The sequence below is a fragment of the Pseudomonas sp. C6002 genome (genome assembly GCF_013385805.1).
GTDB lineage: Bacteria > Pseudomonadota > Gammaproteobacteria > Pseudomonadales > Pseudomonadaceae > Aquipseudomonas.
On the sequence record NZ_JACAPH010000014.1, the window covers coordinates 95,010 to 113,124 of the forward strand.

The 18,115-nt window shown below is 61.1% G+C and carries 19 protein-coding genes and 1 pseudogene; 5 read left to right on the plus strand and 15 right to left on the minus strand.

What is annotated here, in order from left to right; translation table 11 throughout:
* Positions 1-84 precede the first annotated feature (84 nt).
* Both HX817_RS09095 and HX817_RS09100 read right to left on the minus strand, forming a co-directional pair.
* Positions 85-462 (minus strand): response regulator, encoded by a 378-nt coding sequence (locus HX817_RS09095; RefSeq protein WP_003210361.1) that lies wholly within the window; start codon positions 460-462, stop codon positions 85-87.
* A 142-nt stretch (positions 463-604) separates the two neighbouring features.
* A pseudogene (locus tag HX817_RS09100) lies at positions 605-1,323 on the minus strand (SDR family NAD(P)-dependent oxidoreductase).
* A gap of 124 nt (positions 1,324-1,447) precedes the next feature.
* On the opposite strand from HX817_RS09100, the gene HX817_RS09105 reads away from it, so the two are divergent.
* Together HX817_RS09105 and HX817_RS09110 are read left to right on the plus strand one after the other, a co-directional pair.
* A complete protein-coding gene (locus tag HX817_RS09105; RefSeq protein ID WP_177040133.1) occupies positions 1,448-1,969 on the plus strand; it encodes a GNAT family N-acetyltransferase in 522 nt (173 codons plus the stop codon).
* 27 nt (positions 1,970-1,996) lie between these two features.
* A complete protein-coding gene (locus tag HX817_RS09110) occupies positions 1,997-2,380 on the plus strand; it encodes a cytochrome c family protein (RefSeq protein WP_177040134.1) in 384 nt (127 codons plus the stop codon).
* Between the two features lies 1 nt (position 2,381).
* On the opposite strand, the gene HX817_RS09115 is transcribed toward HX817_RS09110, so the two are convergent.
* Positions 2,382-3,302, minus strand: a complete 921-nt coding sequence (locus tag HX817_RS09115) for an AraC family transcriptional regulator (RefSeq protein ID WP_003210353.1) — start codon at positions 3,300-3,302, stop codon at positions 2,382-2,384.
* Positions 3,303-3,399: 97 nt separating this feature from the next.
* Here HX817_RS09115 and HX817_RS09120 point away from each other — a divergent pair, with 97 nt between their 5' ends.
* Positions 3,400-4,341 carry an oxidoreductase gene (locus tag HX817_RS09120; RefSeq protein ID WP_177040135.1) on the plus strand — a complete coding sequence of 314 codons (942 nt, stop codon included), beginning with the start codon at positions 3,400-3,402 and terminating at the stop codon, positions 4,339-4,341.
* A 64-nt stretch (positions 4,342-4,405) separates the two neighbouring features.
* Here HX817_RS09120 and phnX read toward each other — a convergent pair whose 3' ends face one another.
* The 9 genes from phnX to HX817_RS09165 all read right to left on the minus strand — a co-directional run bounded on the left by phnX (position 4,406) and on the right by HX817_RS09165 (position 13,558).
* On the minus strand, positions 4,406-5,233 hold the full coding sequence (phnX, locus tag HX817_RS09125; protein WP_003210349.1) for a phosphonoacetaldehyde hydrolase: 828 nt from the start codon (positions 5,231-5,233) through the stop codon (positions 4,406-4,408).
* 88 nt (positions 5,234-5,321) lie between these two features.
* Positions 5,322-6,194 (minus strand): LysR substrate-binding domain-containing protein, encoded by an 873-nt coding sequence (locus HX817_RS09130; RefSeq protein WP_087695146.1) that lies wholly within the window; start codon positions 6,192-6,194, stop codon positions 5,322-5,324.
* A gap of 36 nt (positions 6,195-6,230) precedes the next feature.
* On the minus strand, positions 6,231-7,526 hold the full coding sequence (locus HX817_RS09135) for an MFS transporter (RefSeq protein ID WP_003210345.1): 1,296 nt from the start codon (positions 7,524-7,526) through the stop codon (positions 6,231-6,233).
* Between the two features lie 93 nt (positions 7,527-7,619).
* Positions 7,620-8,711: an iron-containing alcohol dehydrogenase PsrA gene (gene psrA / locus HX817_RS09140; RefSeq protein ID WP_003210343.1), complete on the minus strand. Its 1,092-nt coding sequence runs from the start codon at positions 8,709-8,711 to the stop codon at positions 7,620-7,622.
* Positions 8,712-8,837: 126 nt separating this feature from the next.
* The gene (locus HX817_RS09145; RefSeq protein ID WP_177040136.1) at positions 8,838-10,856 is read right to left on the minus strand and encodes an LTA synthase family protein; all 2,019 of its coding nucleotides are present in this window, start codon (positions 10,854-10,856) and stop codon (positions 8,838-8,840) included.
* Entirely contained in the window at positions 10,856-11,455 is a 600-nt protein-coding gene (locus HX817_RS09150) for a hypothetical protein (protein ID WP_177040137.1), read from the minus strand. The genes HX817_RS09145 and HX817_RS09150 overlap by 1 nt, the downstream gene beginning before the upstream one ends.
* The gene (locus HX817_RS09155; RefSeq protein WP_256348682.1) at positions 11,455-12,723 is read right to left on the minus strand and encodes an exo-alpha-sialidase; all 1,269 of its coding nucleotides are present in this window, start codon (positions 12,721-12,723) and stop codon (positions 11,455-11,457) included. Before HX817_RS09155 ends, HX817_RS09150 begins: the two co-directional genes overlap by 1 nt.
* Before the next feature lie 23 nt (positions 12,724-12,746).
* Positions 12,747-13,292, minus strand: a complete 546-nt coding sequence (locus HX817_RS09160; protein WP_003210336.1) for a cytochrome b/b6 domain-containing protein — start codon at positions 13,290-13,292, stop codon at positions 12,747-12,749.
* The gene (locus HX817_RS09165; RefSeq protein ID WP_003210334.1) at positions 13,292-13,558 is read right to left on the minus strand and encodes a PepSY domain-containing protein; all 267 of its coding nucleotides are present in this window, start codon (positions 13,556-13,558) and stop codon (positions 13,292-13,294) included. Before HX817_RS09165 ends, HX817_RS09160 begins: the two co-directional genes overlap by 1 nt.
* Before the next feature lie 147 nt (positions 13,559-13,705).
* On the opposite strand from HX817_RS09165, the gene HX817_RS09170 reads away from it, so the two are divergent.
* Together HX817_RS09170 and HX817_RS09175 are read left to right on the plus strand one after the other, a co-directional pair.
* Entirely contained in the window at positions 13,706-14,368 is a 663-nt protein-coding gene (locus HX817_RS09170) for a response regulator (RefSeq protein ID WP_177021394.1), read from the plus strand.
* Entirely contained in the window at positions 14,365-15,738 is a 1,374-nt protein-coding gene (locus HX817_RS09175) for a sensor histidine kinase (protein WP_177040138.1), read from the plus strand. The genes HX817_RS09170 and HX817_RS09175 overlap by 4 nt, the downstream gene beginning before the upstream one ends.
* A gap of 37 nt (positions 15,739-15,775) precedes the next feature.
* Here the strand turns inward: HX817_RS09175 and HX817_RS09180 are convergent, their stop codons facing one another.
* From HX817_RS09180 to HX817_RS09190, 3 genes are read right to left on the minus strand one after another with little or no spacing between them, the layout of a single operon-like run.
* Entirely contained in the window at positions 15,776-16,399 is a 624-nt protein-coding gene (locus HX817_RS09180) for a DUF3916 domain-containing protein (RefSeq protein ID WP_177020400.1), read from the minus strand.
* A gap of 55 nt (positions 16,400-16,454) precedes the next feature.
* Entirely contained in the window at positions 16,455-16,709 is a 255-nt protein-coding gene (locus HX817_RS09185) for a colicin E3-like toxin immunity protein (protein ID WP_102368185.1), read from the minus strand.
* Between the two features lie 6 nt (positions 16,710-16,715).
* Positions 16,716-17,870, minus strand: a complete 1,155-nt coding sequence (locus HX817_RS09190; RefSeq protein WP_177040139.1) for an S-type pyocin domain-containing protein — start codon at positions 17,868-17,870, stop codon at positions 16,716-16,718.
* Positions 17,871-18,115 lie beyond the last annotated feature (245 nt).

Consider the following 18,115-nt stretch of genomic DNA (forward strand, 5'->3'; position numbering starts at 1 on the left):
GGGGCCTGCTGGCCATGTAAGGTTGCTTAATAACTGACCGCAGGAGTCGCCGTGAAGTTCGCCTTGGCTGATATCGCGATGCTATCAGTGCATGGGCGAACCCTGCACCAGGGCCGACTGCACGCAGTCGATCAGGCGCTTGGTGGTCCACGGCTTGGGCAGGAACCGCACGGTGCTGCCCAACTGCGAGGCCATTGCGGTGTTGCCCGAGGTCAGCACCACCGGCAGCGTCGGCCAGCGATGGGCGACTACTTTGCTCAAGTCGTAGCCATTGAGCAGGCCGGGCATCTGGATATCGCTGACAATCAAGTCTACCGGATCACTGGCTCGTTCAAGAAAAATCATTCCTTCGTCTGCGGACGGGAACGAGGTCACCACCGCGCCGAAATCCTCCAGTACATCTACCATCAACGAGCGAATGATTTCGTCGTCTTCCAGCACCAATATCGATGGCTGAGCCATGATCCTTACTCCACCATCCGGGTTAAGTAAGGTGGAGTGGGGCGCCGTCGATTAGGTTCGATTGGATGTTTTTTTTGCGATGGGTGGTCATTTGGTTGTCTTTGAATTGCGTCAGGGCAGGGCGCTCCACTGGCGAAACCTGCTAGAAGCGTTCATCCAGCAGCGCCGGCAACGTCAGCTCCTTGACGAAACTGGCGCCGGACAGGCTTAAGACCATACGCACCACCTGCACCACGTCATGCACCGGAATCAATTGGCCCTCACCGCGCTGTTCGGCCTGGGTGCGTGAGGTGCTCAAGGAATCTTCGGTATTCAGATAGCCCAGGTTCAGGCAAGTGACGCCCAGGCGCTGCTGGCGATAGCCTTCACGCAGCGCATCGGCGATGCCGCGCAAGGCGAATTTCGAGGCGCCGAACGCCACTTCGGGCCGGCCGCTCTGGGGCAGTCCCGAGGTCGAGCCGGTGAGGATGATGCGCGGCTGAGGGCTCTTCAATAACACCGGCAGCGCCGCTTGATCAACAACAGCGGTGCGGTGATGTTGCAACTGACGATGGCTTCCAGTTGCGTGTCCTCGTCGGTGAGAAAGCTGTACGCCGGATCAAACGCCCGCGCCTCCCAGATGCCCAGGTTATAGATCAGTGTGTCCAGCCCGCCTGCCGCCACCGCCTGCTCGATGACGTGCGCCGCTTGGCCAGGCATGCCAAGGTCTGCTTCCACCCAGCGCACCTCGGCGCCAGTGCTGCACATCAAGGGATCAGGGCGACTGCGGGACACCCCGATCAGCGTATCCCCAACCCCGCCCAGCCCTTCCATCAAGGCCCTGCCCAATCCTTTGCTTGCACCGACCACCATGGTTTTCATCGCTTGTCTCCTGAACCGCTGTGCCGAGAGGAGCGGGCATGCAAGCAGAGTGGTGGGGTGATATCAATTGAGTGGCTGTTTCCAGATGTTAATCTCAGGTGTTTCAACGATCCCGGGTTGCCTCATGCTGACTGTTATCCGACTTGCCGCCGCACCCGACGCAGTGTGTTTACCTGCAATAGAGCGCAGTGCGGCCCAGTCCTTTCGTGCGATCGAATCCTTGAGCTGGCTGGCCGATGCCGAGGTCATGAGTGTTGAACGTCATCTGCAGTTGATCGCGTGGGGTACGTGTTGGGTGGCGGTGGATGCTGCTGGCCAGGTCCAGGGTTTTCTCAGTGCACAGATGCTTGATGACGACCTGCACATCCATGAACTGTCGGTGGCGCAGGTCATGCAGGGCCGTGGCGCAGGGCGGCAATTGCTGGAAGCCGTGATGAATGAAGCAAGTTTGCGCCGGTTGCGGGCCGTCACCCTCACCACGTTTCGCGATGTGCCCTGGAATGCCCCGTTCTACCAGCGGCTGGGATTTCAGCCAGAGCGCTCGCTGGCGCCGGATCATCGTTTGGCAGAGGCTCTGCGCGAGGAGTATCGTCACGGTTTTGCGCCGGGCAGTCGCTGTGCCATGTCATGGCAAGTCCCCAGCTGAACCGGCACAACGGATGGAAAGTTACCCATGAAGTACGTCGTATTATTCAGCCTCGCCCTGATTGCCGGTCTCGTCAGCCTGCCGGCAACGGCGGCGGGAGACGCCGAAGCCGGTGGAAAGTTATTCAGCAAAACCTGCGGCGGTTGCCATAGCGTCGGCGAAAATGCCCGGGGCGGTTTCGGGCCGCAGCTCAACGGCATCATTGGCCGCCCGGCCGGCACGACCACTGATTACCAGTATTCAGATGCGATGAAGAATTCAGGCGTGGTCTGGACGCGGGACAAGCTGGCCGCCTACATCGAGGCACCGAAAAAGGTCGTGAGCGGCACTCGGATGATTTTCTGGGGGATCAGCGACCAGGAGAAGATCGATAACCTGCTGGCGTACCTTGCGACGTTCCAGGCGCAGTAATTCACATTGATTGACGGCACGCGTCCCGATAATGCCTCGGGGCCTTTCCTGTCACTCGCTTGAAGGCGTTGCTGAACGCACTTTCAGAACCGTACCCCAACGACTGCGCTAACACGCCCACTGACAGATTCCCCTCGCGCAACGCTCGTTGCGCAAGGCGCATGCGCCACTCGGTCAGGTACGCCAACGGTGGTACCCCGGCAACGCTCTTGAAGTAGTGCGAAAAGGTGGTGCGCGACATCGCAGCCGCCGTAGCCAGGTCTTCCAGTGTCCAGGCACGCCCCGGCTCGCTGTGTATCAAGCGCAGCGCGGGGGCCAGGCGCTTGTCGCTGACCGTGCGCAGCCAGCCTTCGGGTAATACGCCCGAGGTCTCGACATAGGCCCGCAGGATCTGGATAAACATCAACTGCGCCAGTTGCGCCGACGCCAAGCTTGCCCCGAGCAAATTGGCTTGCCCCTCATGTGCCAACTGGCCGAGTAGCCATTGCACGATTGTCGCTTGCGGCGACGTGGCCCGCACGTGGATCAGGGGCGGCAGCGCGTTGGCCAGCAGGCCGCCACTCTCCGGGTCCAGTTGCACGTAGCCGCCGATTTGCACACAGCCCTGGCCGTCACCGATTTGCGGGAAGCGGCCGGCGTCAGCGAATAATTGCCGCGCTTCCAAAGGCGCGACCGACACATCGCCTGCAAGCACAAACGAGCGTTGCGCACACAGCAGGAACACATCGCCCGCCTCAATCAACACCGGCGCCAGTTCGCCATCCATCCACAACCAGCACTGCCCCTTCACCACCCCGAAAAACTTGATCTTGTCCGGCGCGGGAAAACGCAGGGCCCAGGCGCCGCCCGCGCTGAAGCCGCCGGTCATCACCGATTGGGCATTCACGAACGTGAGAATCTCGGAAAACGGGTCGCTGGGCATATTCGTACTTTTACGCATGTAAATGGGATAATCGAGTATTCAGAGTACGGCTTTCGAGGGGTAGCGTGTTAACCACACGTCCAATGGAGACTCTGTCATGCCCACAGTACAAAAACCGATCCACAGCGGCTATGGAGCAGCAACCACCGTCGCCGAAGTCATCCGGGGCGTCGATCTCTCGGGCAAGGTGGCGATTGTCACGGGCGGCTACTCCGGCATTGGCCTGGTCACCGCCCGTACCCTGGCTGCCGCGGGCGCCCGCGTGATCGTCCCGGCCCGTGACCTGGCCAAGGCACGCGCCGCACTCAAACCTTACCCACAGCTGCAACTTGAACCCCTGGACTTGATGGACGCCCAGTCCATCGAACAGTTTGCCGTGCGCTTTCTGGCGACAGGCTGCCCGCTGCACCTGCTGATCAATAACGCGGGCATCATGGCGCCGCCGCTGAGCTGCAATGCCCAGGGCTACGAATCTCAGTTCGCGACCAACCATCTCGAGCATTTCCTGCTTACCCAGCGCCTGTGGCCGGCCTTGCAGCGCGCCGAAGGTGCACGGGTGGTGACGCTGTCCTCACGGGGGCATGTGCACGGCGCCGTCGACTTTGACGACTGGAATTTCGAGCGCCAGGCCTACGATCCATGGAGGGCCTACGGTCAGTCCAAGACTGCCAATGCGCTGTTCGCCGTGCATCTGGATACGCTCGGTGCGGCGAGTGGGGTAAGGGCTTTTGCGGTGCATCCCGGTGGAATCATTACCGATCTGGTGCGGCACATGAAGCCTGAAGTCTTGCAGGCATCAGGCTATGTCGACGAGCACGGGAAACCGGTGATCGACCCTGAGCGGAACATGAAAACCCCGGAGCAAGGCGCGGCCACCAGTGTGTGGTGCGCGGTGAGTGGGCAGTTGGCGGGAATGGGCGGGGTCTATTGCGAGAACTGTGATGTGGCGGCGGCAGTGAGTGCGGAATCGGAAGAGCAGTTGGGTGTCAGGCCGTGGGCGGTGGATACCGGGTTGGCGCAGCGGCTGTGGATACTTTAGCGAGCAGCTTGTCGCAGGGCGATAGGCCGCAGTGTGGGGTCAGCTCACTGACCCCATCGGCCCATCAAGAACCCTGCGGCGTTTCTCCGCGCGCCAAACGCGCATTGATATCGTCGATCACCGCCGGCAGTTCGACGATGGTGTCGATCAGGTAATGCGGCCGCGAGCCCTCGAACATCTGTGTAATGCGCGCACGCTCCAGCGCCAGCTCAGCAGCAGGCAGCGCCTTGTATTGCTCGTAGGTCAAACCCAGTGCGTTGCCGGAGCAGGTCAACGCCACCGTCCACATGCCGGCGCTACGGCCTTCCAGGATCCCCGGCCAGGTGTCGTCGACCTTCACGCACGCGGCCACATCGCTGACCCCCAGGGCAATCACGTTGGCCAGTGCCTGCGCCGGATGCGGGCGCCCGTTGGGCACTTCGTCGGTCGCCACCACATGGTCGGCGACGTAGCCGTTCTGTCGCGCCAGTTCGACCACCTTGGCCATCACCACCGCCGGGTACCCGGAGCAGGAGCCAATCTTCAAGCCCTGCCCGCGCAGGGTGTTGATCGCCTCAAGGGCGCCGGGAATGACCGCCGAATGCAGCGCGATTTTCTCGATCTGCAACGGCATGAAGCGCTCATACAGTGCGGTGACATCCTCGTCAGTCGGCAAGCGATCAAATACCGCCCGATAACGCTCGGCAATCTGTGGCAGGTTGCACAAGGTGCGGATGTGATCCCACTTGCCCATGCCCATCGGGCCGCGGGCTTCCTCCAGGGAAACGGCGACGCCGAACTCACCGAACGCCTCGACAAAAATCTGCGTGGGGGCGAAGGAACCGAAGTCGACGACGGTGCCGGCCCAGTCCAGGACCACGGCTTGCAGCTTGGAAGGTTGTTGGTAGTGCATGGCAAGTCTCCATTTTCAGGTGTGAGCAGGCCGTCCCTCTCTCAAAGAAGAGGTAAGCGCCTGGTGAGGGTTTAAACGGTCAAGACGATCAGGTGGCCGGGATCGGGCTGGCCTCGAATAGCTCGGCGATCATCGGTCGGTTGCGGCGGATGCCCAGGCAACACAAGTGGTAGTCGATGAAAAACGGATGGTCGACGAAGGTGATCGGCGTGGTGCCCGGGGTTTCGGCGTATTCCACGGCAGAAACAAAGCCGATGCCGATGCCCTTGGTGATCGCGTGCACAATGGCTTCGCGACTGTTCAGCTGCATCACGCAGTTCACGGCGATGCCCTGGCGCTTGCAGCTTTCTTCCACCAGTTGCCGGGTGCGTGAGCTTTTCTCGCGCATCACCCACTTTTCGCGGCTGATCTGTTCCACGTGCACCTCTTTCTGCCGGGCCCACGGGTGGTCATCGCGCACCACCGCAATAATCGGATAGCGCCGGTACAGCTGGGTATCGAAGCGCTGGTCGAACTCCGAAAGGGCCAGGATCGCCACGTCGATATCGAAGTTGAAGAGCCGGTCCAGGGTTTCCTTTTCCGGGGAAAACGAGGTTTCCAGTTCGATGTCCGGGTGGCGCTGCATCAGCTCGTAGGTCAGGTTCATCGCGATCGGCGGCGACACCGCGCCCAGGCGCAGCAGCCCGGTCTTGCGCTGCTTGAAACTCTGCAACAGTTGCATGGCTTCATCCTCCTGGCCGAACAGCCCCTGGGTGATCCCGTAAAGGGCGTGCCCGGCGGCACTCATCTCGATAAACCGCCCGCGACGGTGGAACAGCTCCACCGAGAACTGCTTCTCCAGCCCGTTGACCTGCTCGCTGACCGTCGGCTGGCCGACGCTCAGGTACTCGGCGGCGAGGGTGAAACTGCCGGTCTTCGCCACCGCATGAAACGAGCGCAGCCACTTGTGGTACTGGTACATAACGAGTCCTGTTCCTGAGGTCCGCCGGGCCGGTCATCAACGTCGGATAAACAACGCCACCGCTGCGCTGCACAGGCAGGCCGAGGTCACGACGATGAAGATCAGCGAGGTATTGCCGGTACTGTCGAGCATACTGCCGATCAGCGGTTCCGCCAGGCCGGCGAACAGATAGGATGAGAAATTCATCACGCCCGTGGCCGTACCCGCACGCTTGGCGCCGACCAGGTCCGGGCACAGCGCCCAGAAACTCGACGCCGGGCCATACACGAAGAACCCGCAGAGGAACAACGCTACCAGGCCGATTGCGCTGTGGGGCGGCAAACTCCACATCCACAGGCTGGTGGCGGCGCCGAGGAACATGTAGAGCATGATCGCCAGGTAGCGTTTGGAGCCGAACAGCTTGTCCGAGACCCAGCCGTTGCTCAGGGCGCCGATGGCCATGCCCACCGGCAGGGCCACGGTGATCCACTTGGGGTCGATCATGCTGTCGCCGCTTTTCCAGTTGGCCCCGAGGAAGTGCACCGGCACCCAGACGATCAGGCCGTAGCGGGCGGCGTTCTGGAAACCCAGGGAGATCGCGGCGATGATCAGCCGCGGATTTTTCAGCACCGCCTTGTAGCGCTGCGCCGAGGATTCGACTTCGCCGTGGGCCACTTCATGATTCTTGTCTTCGGCATTCGCCACGCCGGTATCGGCCAGGGGCTCGAAGCCCATGTCTTGAGGCCGCTCGCGGGCCACCAGGTAGAAAATGATGCCGCCCGCCAACATCAACAGCACCGGCAGGCGGAAGATCCAGCGCCATTCCAGTTGGAACACTTCCAGCACCACGATGGAGGTGACGTACGACAGGACCGAGGCGCACCCGGCGGCGAACACATAAAAGCCATACACCTTGCCGCGCTCGCCGGCGCTCCACCAATTGGAAATCAACCGGCTGCCGGGTGCCCAGCCGAGGGCCTGGAAGTAACCGTTGATGCCCCACGGCAGGATCAGCCCGGCAAAGCCGCTGGCGAAACTGGTGACCCAGTTGGCCGCGCAGGACAGCACCGCGCCCAGGGTCATGATGCGGCGGCCGCCGAACTTGTCGGCGAGGTTGCCGTTGATCGCCTGGCCAATCGCGTAGGCCCAAAGCATCGCCGCGGAGGCCCAGCCGAGGGTTTCCTTGGTCAGGCCGAACTCGGCCTGGATCCCGGGGATGGCAAAGCCGAAGGTCTGGCGGCCGGTGTAGAAAAACAGATAACAAAACATCGCCGCCAGCAGCATGCGCCACTGGGCTACGCGAAACGATGAGGTACGGACGGCAGGAACAGGCAGCACGTGTGCACGATTCATGATGTTTTCCTTATTGTTATTCGCCCCGGCGACCGCAGCCGCAGGGGGGCACTCTTGATAGGTGCAACAGGAAACGACCGAATTACGGTGAGTCTAGGCCGCTTGCGCGCCGATGAAATTCTTGCCGCGTGCGCCTTGCAGGGCGAAGCGGATCATCGCCTCGGCCTCGGTGGCATTCACGCCGTAGTCGGCAAATTCGGTCTTCACGTCCAGGCTGTGGAGGAAGTCGCGCAACTGCGCCTGGGCCTGCTGCAGGTCGGTGCCGAATACCCGTTGCAGGGTGCGGTCCCGCGCGGCGTCGTGCCCCCATGCCAGGCCCAGTACCAGCGGCAAAGTGAAGGAACAGGCGATGCCATGGGGCAGGCCGTGGTGCAGAGTCATCTCATAAGAGATGGAGTGGGCGAGGGCGGTCTTGGTGTTGGAAAAAGCCAGGCCGGCTTTCAGCGCCGCCAAGGCCATGCGCGAGCGCAATTCCTGGTTGCCGAGGTCACGCCGCAAGCGCGGCAGGCATTCCAGGATGTCTTCGATGGCGGAGATGGCGAAGGTGTCCGAGACCGGGTTGGCGTTGACGTTCCAGATCGATTCCAGCGCATGGGACAAGGCATCCAGCCCGGTGGACACCGTGACCCCGGCCGGCACCGTCAGCATCAACTGCGGGTCGATGATCGCCACTGTCGGCCAGGTGCAGTCCAGGTGCAGCGAATACTTCTTGAGGCTGGCGGAGTCCCAGATCGTCGCCCATGGCGTGACTTCGCTGCCGGTGCCGGCGGTGGTCGGTGCGGCAATCAACAGCTTGTGGCGGGCCGGCGCGAAAGGTTTACCGGTGGCCAGCAACGCCAGCAGCTCGTCGAAATCCCCGGAATCTGTGCCGACGATCAAGGCCTTTGCCGTATCAATTGCACTGCCACCGCCGACGGCGACCACCACCTGGCAGTCACCGGCCTGCAGCCAGAAACGCTCGTAGGTGTCGCGCAGTTGGGCCACGTCAGGGTTGGGCTGTACGTCTTCGATGACGTACACCAGGCGTTCGCCCAGCAGGGCCTGGATGCGGTCTACCAAACCGAGCCCGCGGGCTTCGGGAAAGGTCACGAGGGCGACGCTCTGGCCTTCGGTAAGAGCGGCGAGTTCTTGCAGGCAGCCCCAGCCGAAGCGGGTGTCTACCGGGTTGTGGAAGCGGGCAGTCATGGCGGGTTCCTGGTTTTTGTTATTGGAAGTGCCGCCATAGTCGGGGAGGGTGAGGTGGACCTCAAATCGATAGATTGTGGGGATGGATTGGCTGGGCCGATAGTACAGCCCGACCGTCAGGTGACTTCAGCGCACGTTCCGGAACAACATCAATCGCGCACTCTCATGCAGGCCACGGGTCAGCCCCTGCAACCGCTCAAACTCCTCGGGATACTGCTGAGCCACATTGTCCCTCGGCGTTTGCGACGCCAGGTCATGCAGGGTCGGCGAGCTGCCGTCGTGCTCCATTTGCAGCAGGAAGTCCTTGGTCACGCCGCCGATCAGCGGGAACGTGCCCTCGCGCAATACCAGCGGCACCACGCGCTCGCCTTCCGGCGCAGGTTGCTGGATATCCCGGCCCATCGCGCCATTGCGGAACGGTATGCCCGCCATGCCGGCCACGGTAGGCAGCAGGTCCGCCAGGCCGACGGCTTCTTCGATCACCCGGGGTTGCAGGCCGGGCGCGTGGATCATCATCGGCACGTTGTTGCTTTCCAGCCCAAGCTGCTCGAATGCCGGCGCCATGTGCGGAATCTGGCTGATTCGGGTGTTGTGGTCGCCGAAAAACACGAAGATGGTGTTGTCGTAGTAACCGCCAGCCTTGGCGATTTCCATCAGGCGGCCGATGTTGAAGTCCAGCAGGCGCACGGCGTTGTACTGCTCGACGCTGCGGCTGCCTGCGGCCTGGACTTGTTCCACGGTGAGGTCATGCACCTTGAAGCCATCGTTGGTCTTGGGGATGGTAAACGGTCGGTGGTTGCCGGAGGTTTGCAGGTAGGCGAAGAACGGTTGGTCCTTGGGGATGGCCCGCAGCAGTTCGTCGCCTTCCTTGAACAGGTCCAGATCCGAAACGCCCCACACGTCCACCCGTGGCGAGCGCCAGTGGCTTTCGTCATACAGCTTCACGCCGTCGATGCTCTGGCGGATCAAGGCGTTGATATTCGCCCAGCCGGCATTGCCGCCGATCATGTAGAGCTTCTGGTAGTCCTCGAACGCATTGATCAAGGTGTGTTGCCGGGTGATCAGCGGGTTGCGGGTTGCCGTCTCCTGGCGGGTAACGTCGGGCACGCCGGTGATGCTCGCCCACACGGTTTTGGCGGTGCCGGTGACGGGCACGTAGAAGTGTTTGAAGAACCAGCTTTCCTTCGCCAGCTTGTCGAGGTTCGGCGTGGGGTTCAGCGGGTTGCCATAGGCGCCCACGGCGCTGGTGCCGAGGGACTCGAGCATCACGAAGATCACGTTCGGCGGGCGCTCGCCCTTGAGCTGATAAGGCTGCACGGCTTGTTCACGGGCGAAGTTCAACTGCTCGGGGTCGGGCTGGCTGACCCCCAGATAATTCGCGACTTGCGGGTAATGCTCGCGCACCCGCGCCTCATCGAATTGCGACTGGCCGACCTTGAGGGTGTCGTACAGAAACAGCACCGGGTTGAGGCCCGCGGCGGCGATCTGGTTGTTGCCGGAAAAGAACGCGTCGCTCCAGCGCAGAGGCACGGGATTTTCGATATTGAGGTTGGCGACGCGGCCGAGCAGGGCCAGCAATACCGCGATCACGCCGACGGTGGCCACGGATGCGATGGCCAGCTTGCCAATGGGTTTGCGTTCGCCATCCAGGGTGATGCGTTCAAGGCGAACCAGGGCGTAGGTCCATAGGCCGACGGCGGCAAGCCAGCTCAAGGTTATCCACAGCACCGGGTAGGTTTCCCACACCATCTGTTGTGAAATCTGCGCGTCTTCCAGGTAACGCAGCACCGTGGCGTTGATGCGCACACCGAGGTAGGCGTAGTGGCCGAAGTCGATGATGTACACCAGCCCGACGGTGGCCAGCGCCAGCAGCAGATAACCCCGTGCCAGCCAGCGCAGGGCGGGGACAGTCATCAGGTTCCAGCGTGGCAGCCAGGCGAGCAGTGCCAGGGGCAACAGGATCAGCACCGCCAGGCGCAGGTCGAAACGCAGGCCGATGCCCACGGTTTCCAGCAGTGCGGGCTCCCTCAGGCCGACCCCGGAAAATCCCCATACAAACACCAGCCGCAGTGCCGCCAGCAACGCAAATACCAAACCGATCGCGCCCACGCCGTAGCGCAGGCGGCGCGAGTGCAACCATCCCATCATTGACCTCTGTGCAATTTTAAAAGAGGGCGCCAGGCAGCCATCGCCAGCATCCACAACCCGGCCACCAGGCAGTAGCCCGTCAGCAGTGGGTCGATCAGATAGTCCCAGTAGTTTTCCGAGGCCTTGAGCCGCAGCGCGAACGCCAGGGTGCCCGCCGCGAGCATCCACACCGCCAGCGTATTACGCAGCCAGAGCATCAACAGTGCTGCCGCGCCTATCAGCACGATCATCGGCCGAGGGTTGAAACCCCAGCGGTAGGGGTCGAAATACGTCAGGCCCATCGTCGCCGGGTACAGCACCAGGCTCAGGATGCCAAACAGCAGCAGCACCTGGACCTTCTGCGGGCGCTGGAGCGGCTGCACCACGCCCAACCGGCACAGGCTGACCCACACCAACAACACCAGGGTGCTGATGGCCAGGTCATCGGTGAAGCTGCGCACATACGCCGCCAACGGCAGTTCGTTGACCGGGATAAAACTTACCACCACCAACACCGGCAGCAGCCAGGGGCGCCAGGGTGTTGTGACGCGCAACAGGCTGAGCAGCACAAAACCCAACAGCACAAAACTCAAATGCGCTTGCCATACAGAAACCATCACAGGCGCTCCGACAGCCAGGCTTCGTTGAAGCTGACATGTTTGATAAAGGTGTTATTCCACGAGTACACCAGGTGGTACATGCCGTCCGGGCTGCGGCTGAAGTACGGGTACTCGTATTCGAAATCGCAGCCACGGGGCTTGCACACCCGGTAATCCAGGTTGCTGAGGAAGCGTTGCTCCAGGGGCAGGCGCAGCGCACCGCTGGAGGCGCGGAAGCCTTCGCCGATGATTTCCTTGTAGGCCTCGGGGGAGAACGGTTGGCCCAAGGGGTCGGGGGATTGATCCAGTTCCACCACGGTGCGCCACTGATTGAGCTTGGCATCGGTGCCGTACAGGCTGAGCTTGAAGCGGCCGTCCTGCAGGTCGTTGAGGGCCACGAGCAAACCGTCGCCTTCAGTGCTGACGGCTGCCAGCGAGGAGTTGGGATTGGACGGTTCCAATGGGTAAGGCTCGCTCCAGGTTTGGCCGGCGTCTTCGGTGCGACTGGCGAGGACTCGGTGATGGGTTTCGCCGGCGTAACGCAACATGGCGATGGCGCGTTGGCCGTCCTGCGGGACGATGGTCGGCTGCAGCGAGTTCTTCCCACGGCTGATACGGAATTTGTCGACCACCGCACCGTCGGGGCTCAAGTACAGGTACTCGGCGAATTTGCCCATGAACTCGTGGTACACCGGCACGCCGATGGAACCGTCGGCGTGGAATACCGGTGCGGCGCGCACCAGCGTGCTGATATTGAAGAAAGGCGAGGTGATCAGTTGCCGAGGGGCCGACCAGTTCGTCCCCAGGTCATCCGAGACCATCACGTTGATCGCGCTGGTGGCCCAGCCGCCTACCGACACCGAAACGTAGAACATCCACAGGCGATTGTCCGGTGCCAGGGCGATCACCGGGTTGCCCAGTTTACGGATGTAGCGGTGCGTGCCGTCGCGCGTGCTTTCGCGGGTGGCCAATACGTGCTCCGGGCCCCACTCGGCACTTTTCGCGTCAAAGCGCGCGGTGCGCACCTGCACATCGGCGGCGCCCTCGCGGGACCCGGCAAACCACACGGCCATCAGGTCGCCGCCGGGCAGGGCGGTGACCGAGGAGGAATGCACAAAGTCATTGAGCTGCGAGGAGACAAAGCGGCTGCTGTATTGCGGGGCGGCCTCTGTTGGCGAGCTGTCCTTGGGGCCTTGGGCAAACGGCGCCAATACGTGGGGCGGATGACTTTGCCAGGCAGCGAAAAACACCACCAGCAGACTGCAGATCATTAAAAGCGGGCGCATAGAGAACCTGTCGGGAAAAAGGATTACTGCGCACGGTCATCCGGCAGGCGCCTCCTGCGGCCGGTGAGCATGGATAACGGCAGGTTGTCCCGCACCTGGATACTTTCAAACAACGCCGCCAGCACATGCACGCCTACCAGGCCGGCCAGTACATTGGCGGCAGTTTCGTGCAACAGCAGCGGCCAATCGGCGCCCCACAGGGCGTCGACTTCCTGCATCAAAAAGCCACTGGCACCGATAGCCAGCAGCGCCAGCAACATCAGAATCATCACCAGCGCGCCAATGGGCGAATGGCCCAGGCGGTGCTGCGGCCGGCGGTTGAGCAGTGAACGCACATGGCCCATGAGCCGTTCCGGCGTTGGCCAGAAGTCCGCCCAGCGCGCGCTGCGCGGACCGACAAATCCCCACACCAACCGCACCAGCAACCAGGCCATGGCGTAATAGCCCAGCCATACGTGCCAGTCGTCGCCTGCTTCGTTGAAGAAGTAATTGGCCACAAAGACGCCGGCGATGGAGAGGTGAAACACCCTCACCACCGGGTCCCAGAGGCGCAGGGAGGTGGCTGGCATCAGCCCTTGATCTCTGTCTTCACGGCCTTGCCGGTGACTGGATCGTGGTAGATCTCGACCTTGCGCTTGTCCTTGTCAAAGCCATAGATCTCGTAGCAGTTGCCGTCAGTAACCTTGAACTTGCTGATCTCGTAGCCCTGGGCCTTGAGTTGCTCCTGAAAGGCCTTCTGGTCCTGCCATTGCGAGCGCTCGGCAGTGGTGCATTGCGGGCCGGCGAAGGCCATGGGGCTGGCGATAATCAGCGACAGCAAGAGAATTTTGCGCATGGAAGCACTCTCAGCAGATGTGGGAGATTTCACTGTGCAAAACCAACCTTAGCGAAAGCTTAGTTGGCAACGGCCCGTAACATCTTTCCCGAAATAGCCTCGACGGTTACACGGCATCATGCCGCCGGTTACTCCAGAGAATCAGTTATGCGCCTGCTCCTTGTCGAAGATGATCGTGCCCTTGGCCAAGGGATCCGCGTGGCCCTGGGCGCCGAAGGCTACACCCTGGACTGGTTGCAGGATGGCGTCAGCGCCTTGCACGCGTTGCGCACCGAAAGCTTCGACCTGCTGCTGCTCGACCTCGGCCTGCCGCGCCTTGACGGCCTCACACTCCTGCAAACCCTGCGCGCCGAGCAATACGACCTGCCGGTGCTGATCCTTACCGCCCGCGACGGCACCGCCGAGCGCATCGCCGGCCTGGACGCCGGCGCCGACGACTACCTGGTCAAACCCTTCGACGTCGAAGAGTTCAAGGCCCGTGTGCGCGCCCTGTTGCGCCGCAGCCAGGGCCGCGCGCAACCATTGCTGGAACATGCGGGCGTGAGCCTGGACCCGGTGACCCAACAGGTCAGTTATCAAGGCGAGGACGTTGTGGTCACGCCGATGGAATACCAACTGCTGCACCAACTGATGGTGCGCCCCGGCAAAGTCGTCACCCGCGAGCGGTTGTCCCGCGCGCTGTACGGCTGGCAGGACCGCGTCGAAAGCAACACCCTCGAAGTCCTTATCCACAACCTGCGCAAAAAACTCTCCACCGAACTGATCCGCACCGTGCGTGGCGTGGGCTACATGGTGGAACTCAAACCATGAATTCGGTCCGCGCGCGCATCCTCATTCCGGTACTGGTGCTGATCCTGCTGGGTGATGGCCTGATCAGTTGGCTCGTGCTGCGGGACAGCCACCACGAAATCGAAGAAGTCTACGACGCCCAACTCGCCCAAAGCGCCCGTTTGCTGCAAGGCGTACTGCGCCAGCGCGATCCCGGCGATGCCGACTGGGACCGCCTCTACCAGGCTTTCGATCAAGCCATAAGCCGTGTCGGCGAAGACGGCGCCGCGCACCCCTACGAAACCCGCCTGACCTTCCAGGTATGGCGCGCCGACGGCCAACTGCTGGTGCGCTCCACCGACGCGCCGATCCTCAACGCACCGCCCACCACCCTCGGGCCTCACGACCTGATGGAAAACGGCAATGACTGGTGCGCGTTCATGCTCGCCGACATGCAACAAGGCCTGCTGATCTGGGTGGGCGAGCGCGACGACATTCGCCAGGACGTGATCCAGCGCATCATCCGCCACACCCTCTGGCCCATCCTGATTGGCGTGCCGCTGCTGGCGTTGTTGATCTGGCTGACCATCGGCTGGGGCCTCAAGCCCCTGCGCGCCATGGCCCAGGCCATTCGCGGGCGGGACAGCAATACGTTGCGACCGCTGCAACTTGAACCGTTGCCGGCGGACCTGGAACCGATGCAAACCGCGCTGAACCGCCTGCTGGTGCAGGTGGATGACCTGCTGGAGCGGGAGCGTCGGTTTATCGCGGACGCGGCGCATGAACTGCGCACGCCGTTGGCGATATTGCGCATTCACGCGCAGAACGCCCAGAGCGCGGAAACCGAGGAGCAGCGGCGAGAGGCGTTGGACTTCCTGGTGAATGGCGTGGACCGGGCGACGCGTATTGGCAGCCAACTGCTGACCATGGCGCGCATCGAGCCGCAGTTGAACAACACCGTACGAGTGCGTGTGCCGTTGACGGAGTTGGTGCGCGAAGAACTTGCGGAACTGACGCCCCTGGCGATGGAGAAAGGCGTTGAGTTGGTGCTGGAAGGGGATGAGGAATGCTGGATTGAAACGGACCCCGTGGCGTTGGCGATTGCGCTGCAGAACCTGGTGACCAATGCGCTGAATTTCTCGCCGGCGGGGAGTGAGGTGAGGGTGATGGTGCGGGGGACGGATTCAGGAGGGGTGCAGCTGTGTGTGGAGGATGCGGGGCCGGGGATTGATGAGGGGGAGATTGGGCGGTTGTTCGAGCGGTTTTATAGCCGCGGGAATGCAAATGGGGCCGGGTTGGGGTTGGCGATTGTGCAGATGATCGTGGGGAAGATTGGGGGGCGGTTGGAGTTGTATAACCGGGAGGTGGGTGGGTTGTGTGCGCGGTTGAGTTTTAGCGAGGGGGCTGCTTGAAAAGGCCGTCGTTATAACCACGGCTTTCATCGCAAGGCTACGGTGCTGTGCTGAATAAATGCGGATGTTCTGCCTGAAATGCTTTGAAAGTCTTGTACTTCCAGCGGTCGCCGCCCGGGTCTTCATCCGATGAACTGACCTCGCCGAAATACCAATGCTCTGACTCGAACTGTTCTCCGTCCTCATCTTCGTGGATGAAGTGAAAACCCACCTCGTGTAGGCCTGGGGGGATGATCAACCCCCATTCGTTTGCAAGGCTTCTGCCCGTTATTCGGGTTTGACGAAAGTAGTCGTAGTCGAAGGGCAGAATAGCGCCGAGGTAGCGGCTTTTATCGATGTAGACGCAGACTTCGCTTGAGAACATGTCGGGCACCAGAATGGCTGCTACGATCCAGCATTCAGGTGTTTCATCGGGCCGGGCTTGAATCAGGTGCGCGGCCGCGTTGATCAATTGCTGAGCGCAGTGTGCCTGGATCGCCGGGGTTGTTTGCTTGCCTTCGACCAAGGTTTCTATGACGGGGATTTTGAAATTTTCAAATCCTCGCCTCACTGGGAAGTCTTCTAAAAACCAGCCTTCGAAACTATCTGCCCATCGGCTTATTGCGCGCAAGCGCCTGGGGATGTTGCGGAGTTTTTTGTCTGAAAGTGCAAGACGACGCATAGGGTATGAATACTCTTGGTTTGCTTCTGTTTGTGAGGCCCGGGCTTATTCTTAATCACCAGGACTTTCTATAATCGAGAGCGAGAAAGTAGTCACTTTCCGACGAAATAATTTTGTGACTGAAGAGCGGCTGTATAGTTAATAGCCATTCTTCACGCAGCTGGAACATTCCGTTGTTAATGTCGTCTTCAACGGACAGTCTGAGCGAGTCGACAACGGTATAGTCCTCGCCCAAGTCTGCGGAGCGCTCTATTCCTAAACCAAGCTCTGTCGACTTATCGAACCATTCCAGTCTTAATTTCAGTCCCATATGCCCTCACAAAAATTTTTTGATATTTCGTTTTTTCTTAGGCTTTTTCAGCCGTTCACCAGTTATGTGGTTGAACGCCCCCAAGTGACTGCCATCGCTTGCTCTATACGCCTCTAGTTCGCCGTGCTGCGAGTCCCACTCGTAAATTATCCGTCCTTTGTCATCAATCCAGCGCTCTCTAAGCCCTGCCCCACCTTGCTTTGGGGTCTTGGGTTTTGCCTTGCTCAGGTTTAGGAAACCGGTGATTTCGTCTGTGCCGGGAGCGGAATGGTATTTGTGATCGCCCGCCCTAACGCTAACCACCACATACAGCGGCCGAACCCCCGACTCCACCGGAAACACCAGAATAAAATCCCGATACTCCGGCGGATAAATCGGGTTCACCAGAATCTGTTTGGCCGCCTCCGTCGGCGGATAAATCCACATCACCGGCGCTTGTGGTGCAGCCTCCAATGCCGGTATGCCAAGGGTGTCGCCAGGATCAATGGCCGGCGTCCAAATCAGCTCCACACCCTCGCCAAGATCCGCCACGAACTGACTGTCACGACTCTGAAACTGCACCACATCGATCATCTGCCAGTCGGTATTTTTACCGGTGTAAAACCCATATCCCTTCAGCGTCCCATCGGCGCGTTGCTCGATATGCAACCGCATCCGCGAGCGGGCTTTTTGCAGGTTACGAAGTTGCTCTTCGCTATAGAGCGCACTGTCGCCAAGCTCCGATGGCCATGCCAGCGCCACCAGCCCTGCAAGCAAACTCCCCGCTGCGGCGCCGACCGCCGCAGCCGAGGACTCCAATGCCGCTGTGCGCAATACAAGCTGGCCAAGCCCTACGGGCAGGGCACCACCACTGATTTTCCGGAGGGACACGCCGCCGTGGCTGTCCATCTCCCGCCCGCCTAACAGCGTGAAGTGGCCGTAGTCCTTGATCAGCTCAAGCGGCACATAGCCGGTGGGATTGTTGTAGCTGATGATCCCGTCGGGCAACTGGCACGACTTGGCGAATACGTGGCCTGGAATCCTCGCGGGTTCAGGCGATGGCGGGGGAGGCGCTTCATACAAATCAATAAACGGTGAATACGGAATCTGCTTAGGCTGCGGAGTCAGAATTCGCCGCTTCAACTGCTCTTCTTCGGTAATTGGATACGCGCGCTCTGTCATGACGACTCACCTCCCTGTGCAAGGAAGCGAGCCTATGAGAGCGGAGAAGAACCTGAAATTCTCGTTGTTCGATGGGAGGTGTGGGAAATGTCATCAGATCAACAGCGACAATCGCGCCCCACGCTGCAGGCCGCAAAGTACGACGAGTAAGTAGATTCGTCCCCTGTGCTCCTTTACTGACGAACAGCTCACTGACTAGCGGTCGTTTCGTTTATTGCGATTTTCGTTTATTTCGTCTAGCGTTG

Excerpts from the sequence above, each read along its gene's own strand:
- HX817_RS09095 (WP_003210361.1), bottom strand. The coding sequence starts at position 462 with ATGGCTCAGCCATCGATATTGGTGCTGGAAGACGACGAAATCATTCGC.
- HX817_RS09135 (WP_003210345.1), bottom strand. The coding sequence starts at position 7,526 with ATGAATCGTGCACACGTGCTGCCTGTTCCTGCCGTCCGTACCTCATCG.
- HX817_RS09175 (WP_177040138.1), top strand. The coding sequence starts at position 14,365 with ATGAATTCGGTCCGCGCGCGCATCCTCATTCCGGTACTGGTGCTGATC.
- phnX (WP_003210349.1), bottom strand. The coding sequence starts at position 5,233 with ATGCACTACCAACAACCTTCCAAGCTGCAAGCCGTGGTCCTGGACTGG.
- HX817_RS09110 (WP_177040134.1), top strand. The coding sequence starts at position 1,997 with ATGAAGTACGTCGTATTATTCAGCCTCGCCCTGATTGCCGGTCTCGTC.
- psrA (WP_003210343.1), bottom strand. The coding sequence starts at position 8,711 with ATGACTGCCCGCTTCCACAACCCGGTAGACACCCGCTTCGGCTGGGGC.
- HX817_RS09160 (WP_003210336.1), bottom strand. The coding sequence starts at position 13,292 with ATGCCAGCCACCTCCCTGCGCCTCTGGGACCCGGTGGTGAGGGTGTTT.
- HX817_RS09105 (WP_177040133.1), top strand. The coding sequence starts at position 1,448 with ATGCTGACTGTTATCCGACTTGCCGCCGCACCCGACGCAGTGTGTTTA.
- HX817_RS09115 (WP_003210353.1), bottom strand. The coding sequence starts at position 3,302 with ATGCCCAGCGACCCGTTTTCCGAGATTCTCACGTTCGTGAATGCCCAA.
- HX817_RS09190 (WP_177040139.1), bottom strand. The coding sequence starts at position 17,870 with ATGACAGAGCGCGCGTATCCAATTACCGAAGAAGAGCAGTTGAAGCGG.
- HX817_RS09180 (WP_177020400.1), bottom strand. The coding sequence starts at position 16,399 with ATGCGTCGTCTTGCACTTTCAGACAAAAAACTCCGCAACATCCCCAGG.
- HX817_RS09120 (WP_177040135.1), top strand. The coding sequence starts at position 3,400 with ATGCCCACAGTACAAAAACCGATCCACAGCGGCTATGGAGCAGCAACC.
- HX817_RS09150 (WP_177040137.1), bottom strand. The coding sequence starts at position 11,455 with ATGGTTTCTGTATGGCAAGCGCATTTGAGTTTTGTGCTGTTGGGTTTT.
- HX817_RS09130 (WP_087695146.1), bottom strand. The coding sequence starts at position 6,194 with ATGTACCAGTACCACAAGTGGCTGCGCTCGTTTCATGCGGTGGCGAAG.
- HX817_RS09145 (WP_177040136.1), bottom strand. The coding sequence starts at position 10,856 with ATGGGATGGTTGCACTCGCGCCGCCTGCGCTACGGCGTGGGCGCGATC.
- HX817_RS09155 (WP_256348682.1), bottom strand. The coding sequence starts at position 12,723 with ATGCGCCCGCTTTTAATGATCTGCAGTCTGCTGGTGGTGTTTTTCGCT.
- HX817_RS09185 (WP_102368185.1), bottom strand. The coding sequence starts at position 16,709 with ATGGGACTGAAATTAAGACTGGAATGGTTCGATAAGTCGACAGAGCTT.
- HX817_RS09165 (WP_003210334.1), bottom strand. The coding sequence starts at position 13,558 with ATGCGCAAAATTCTCTTGCTGTCGCTGATTATCGCCAGCCCCATGGCC.
- HX817_RS09170 (WP_177021394.1), top strand. The coding sequence starts at position 13,706 with ATGCGCCTGCTCCTTGTCGAAGATGATCGTGCCCTTGGCCAAGGGATC.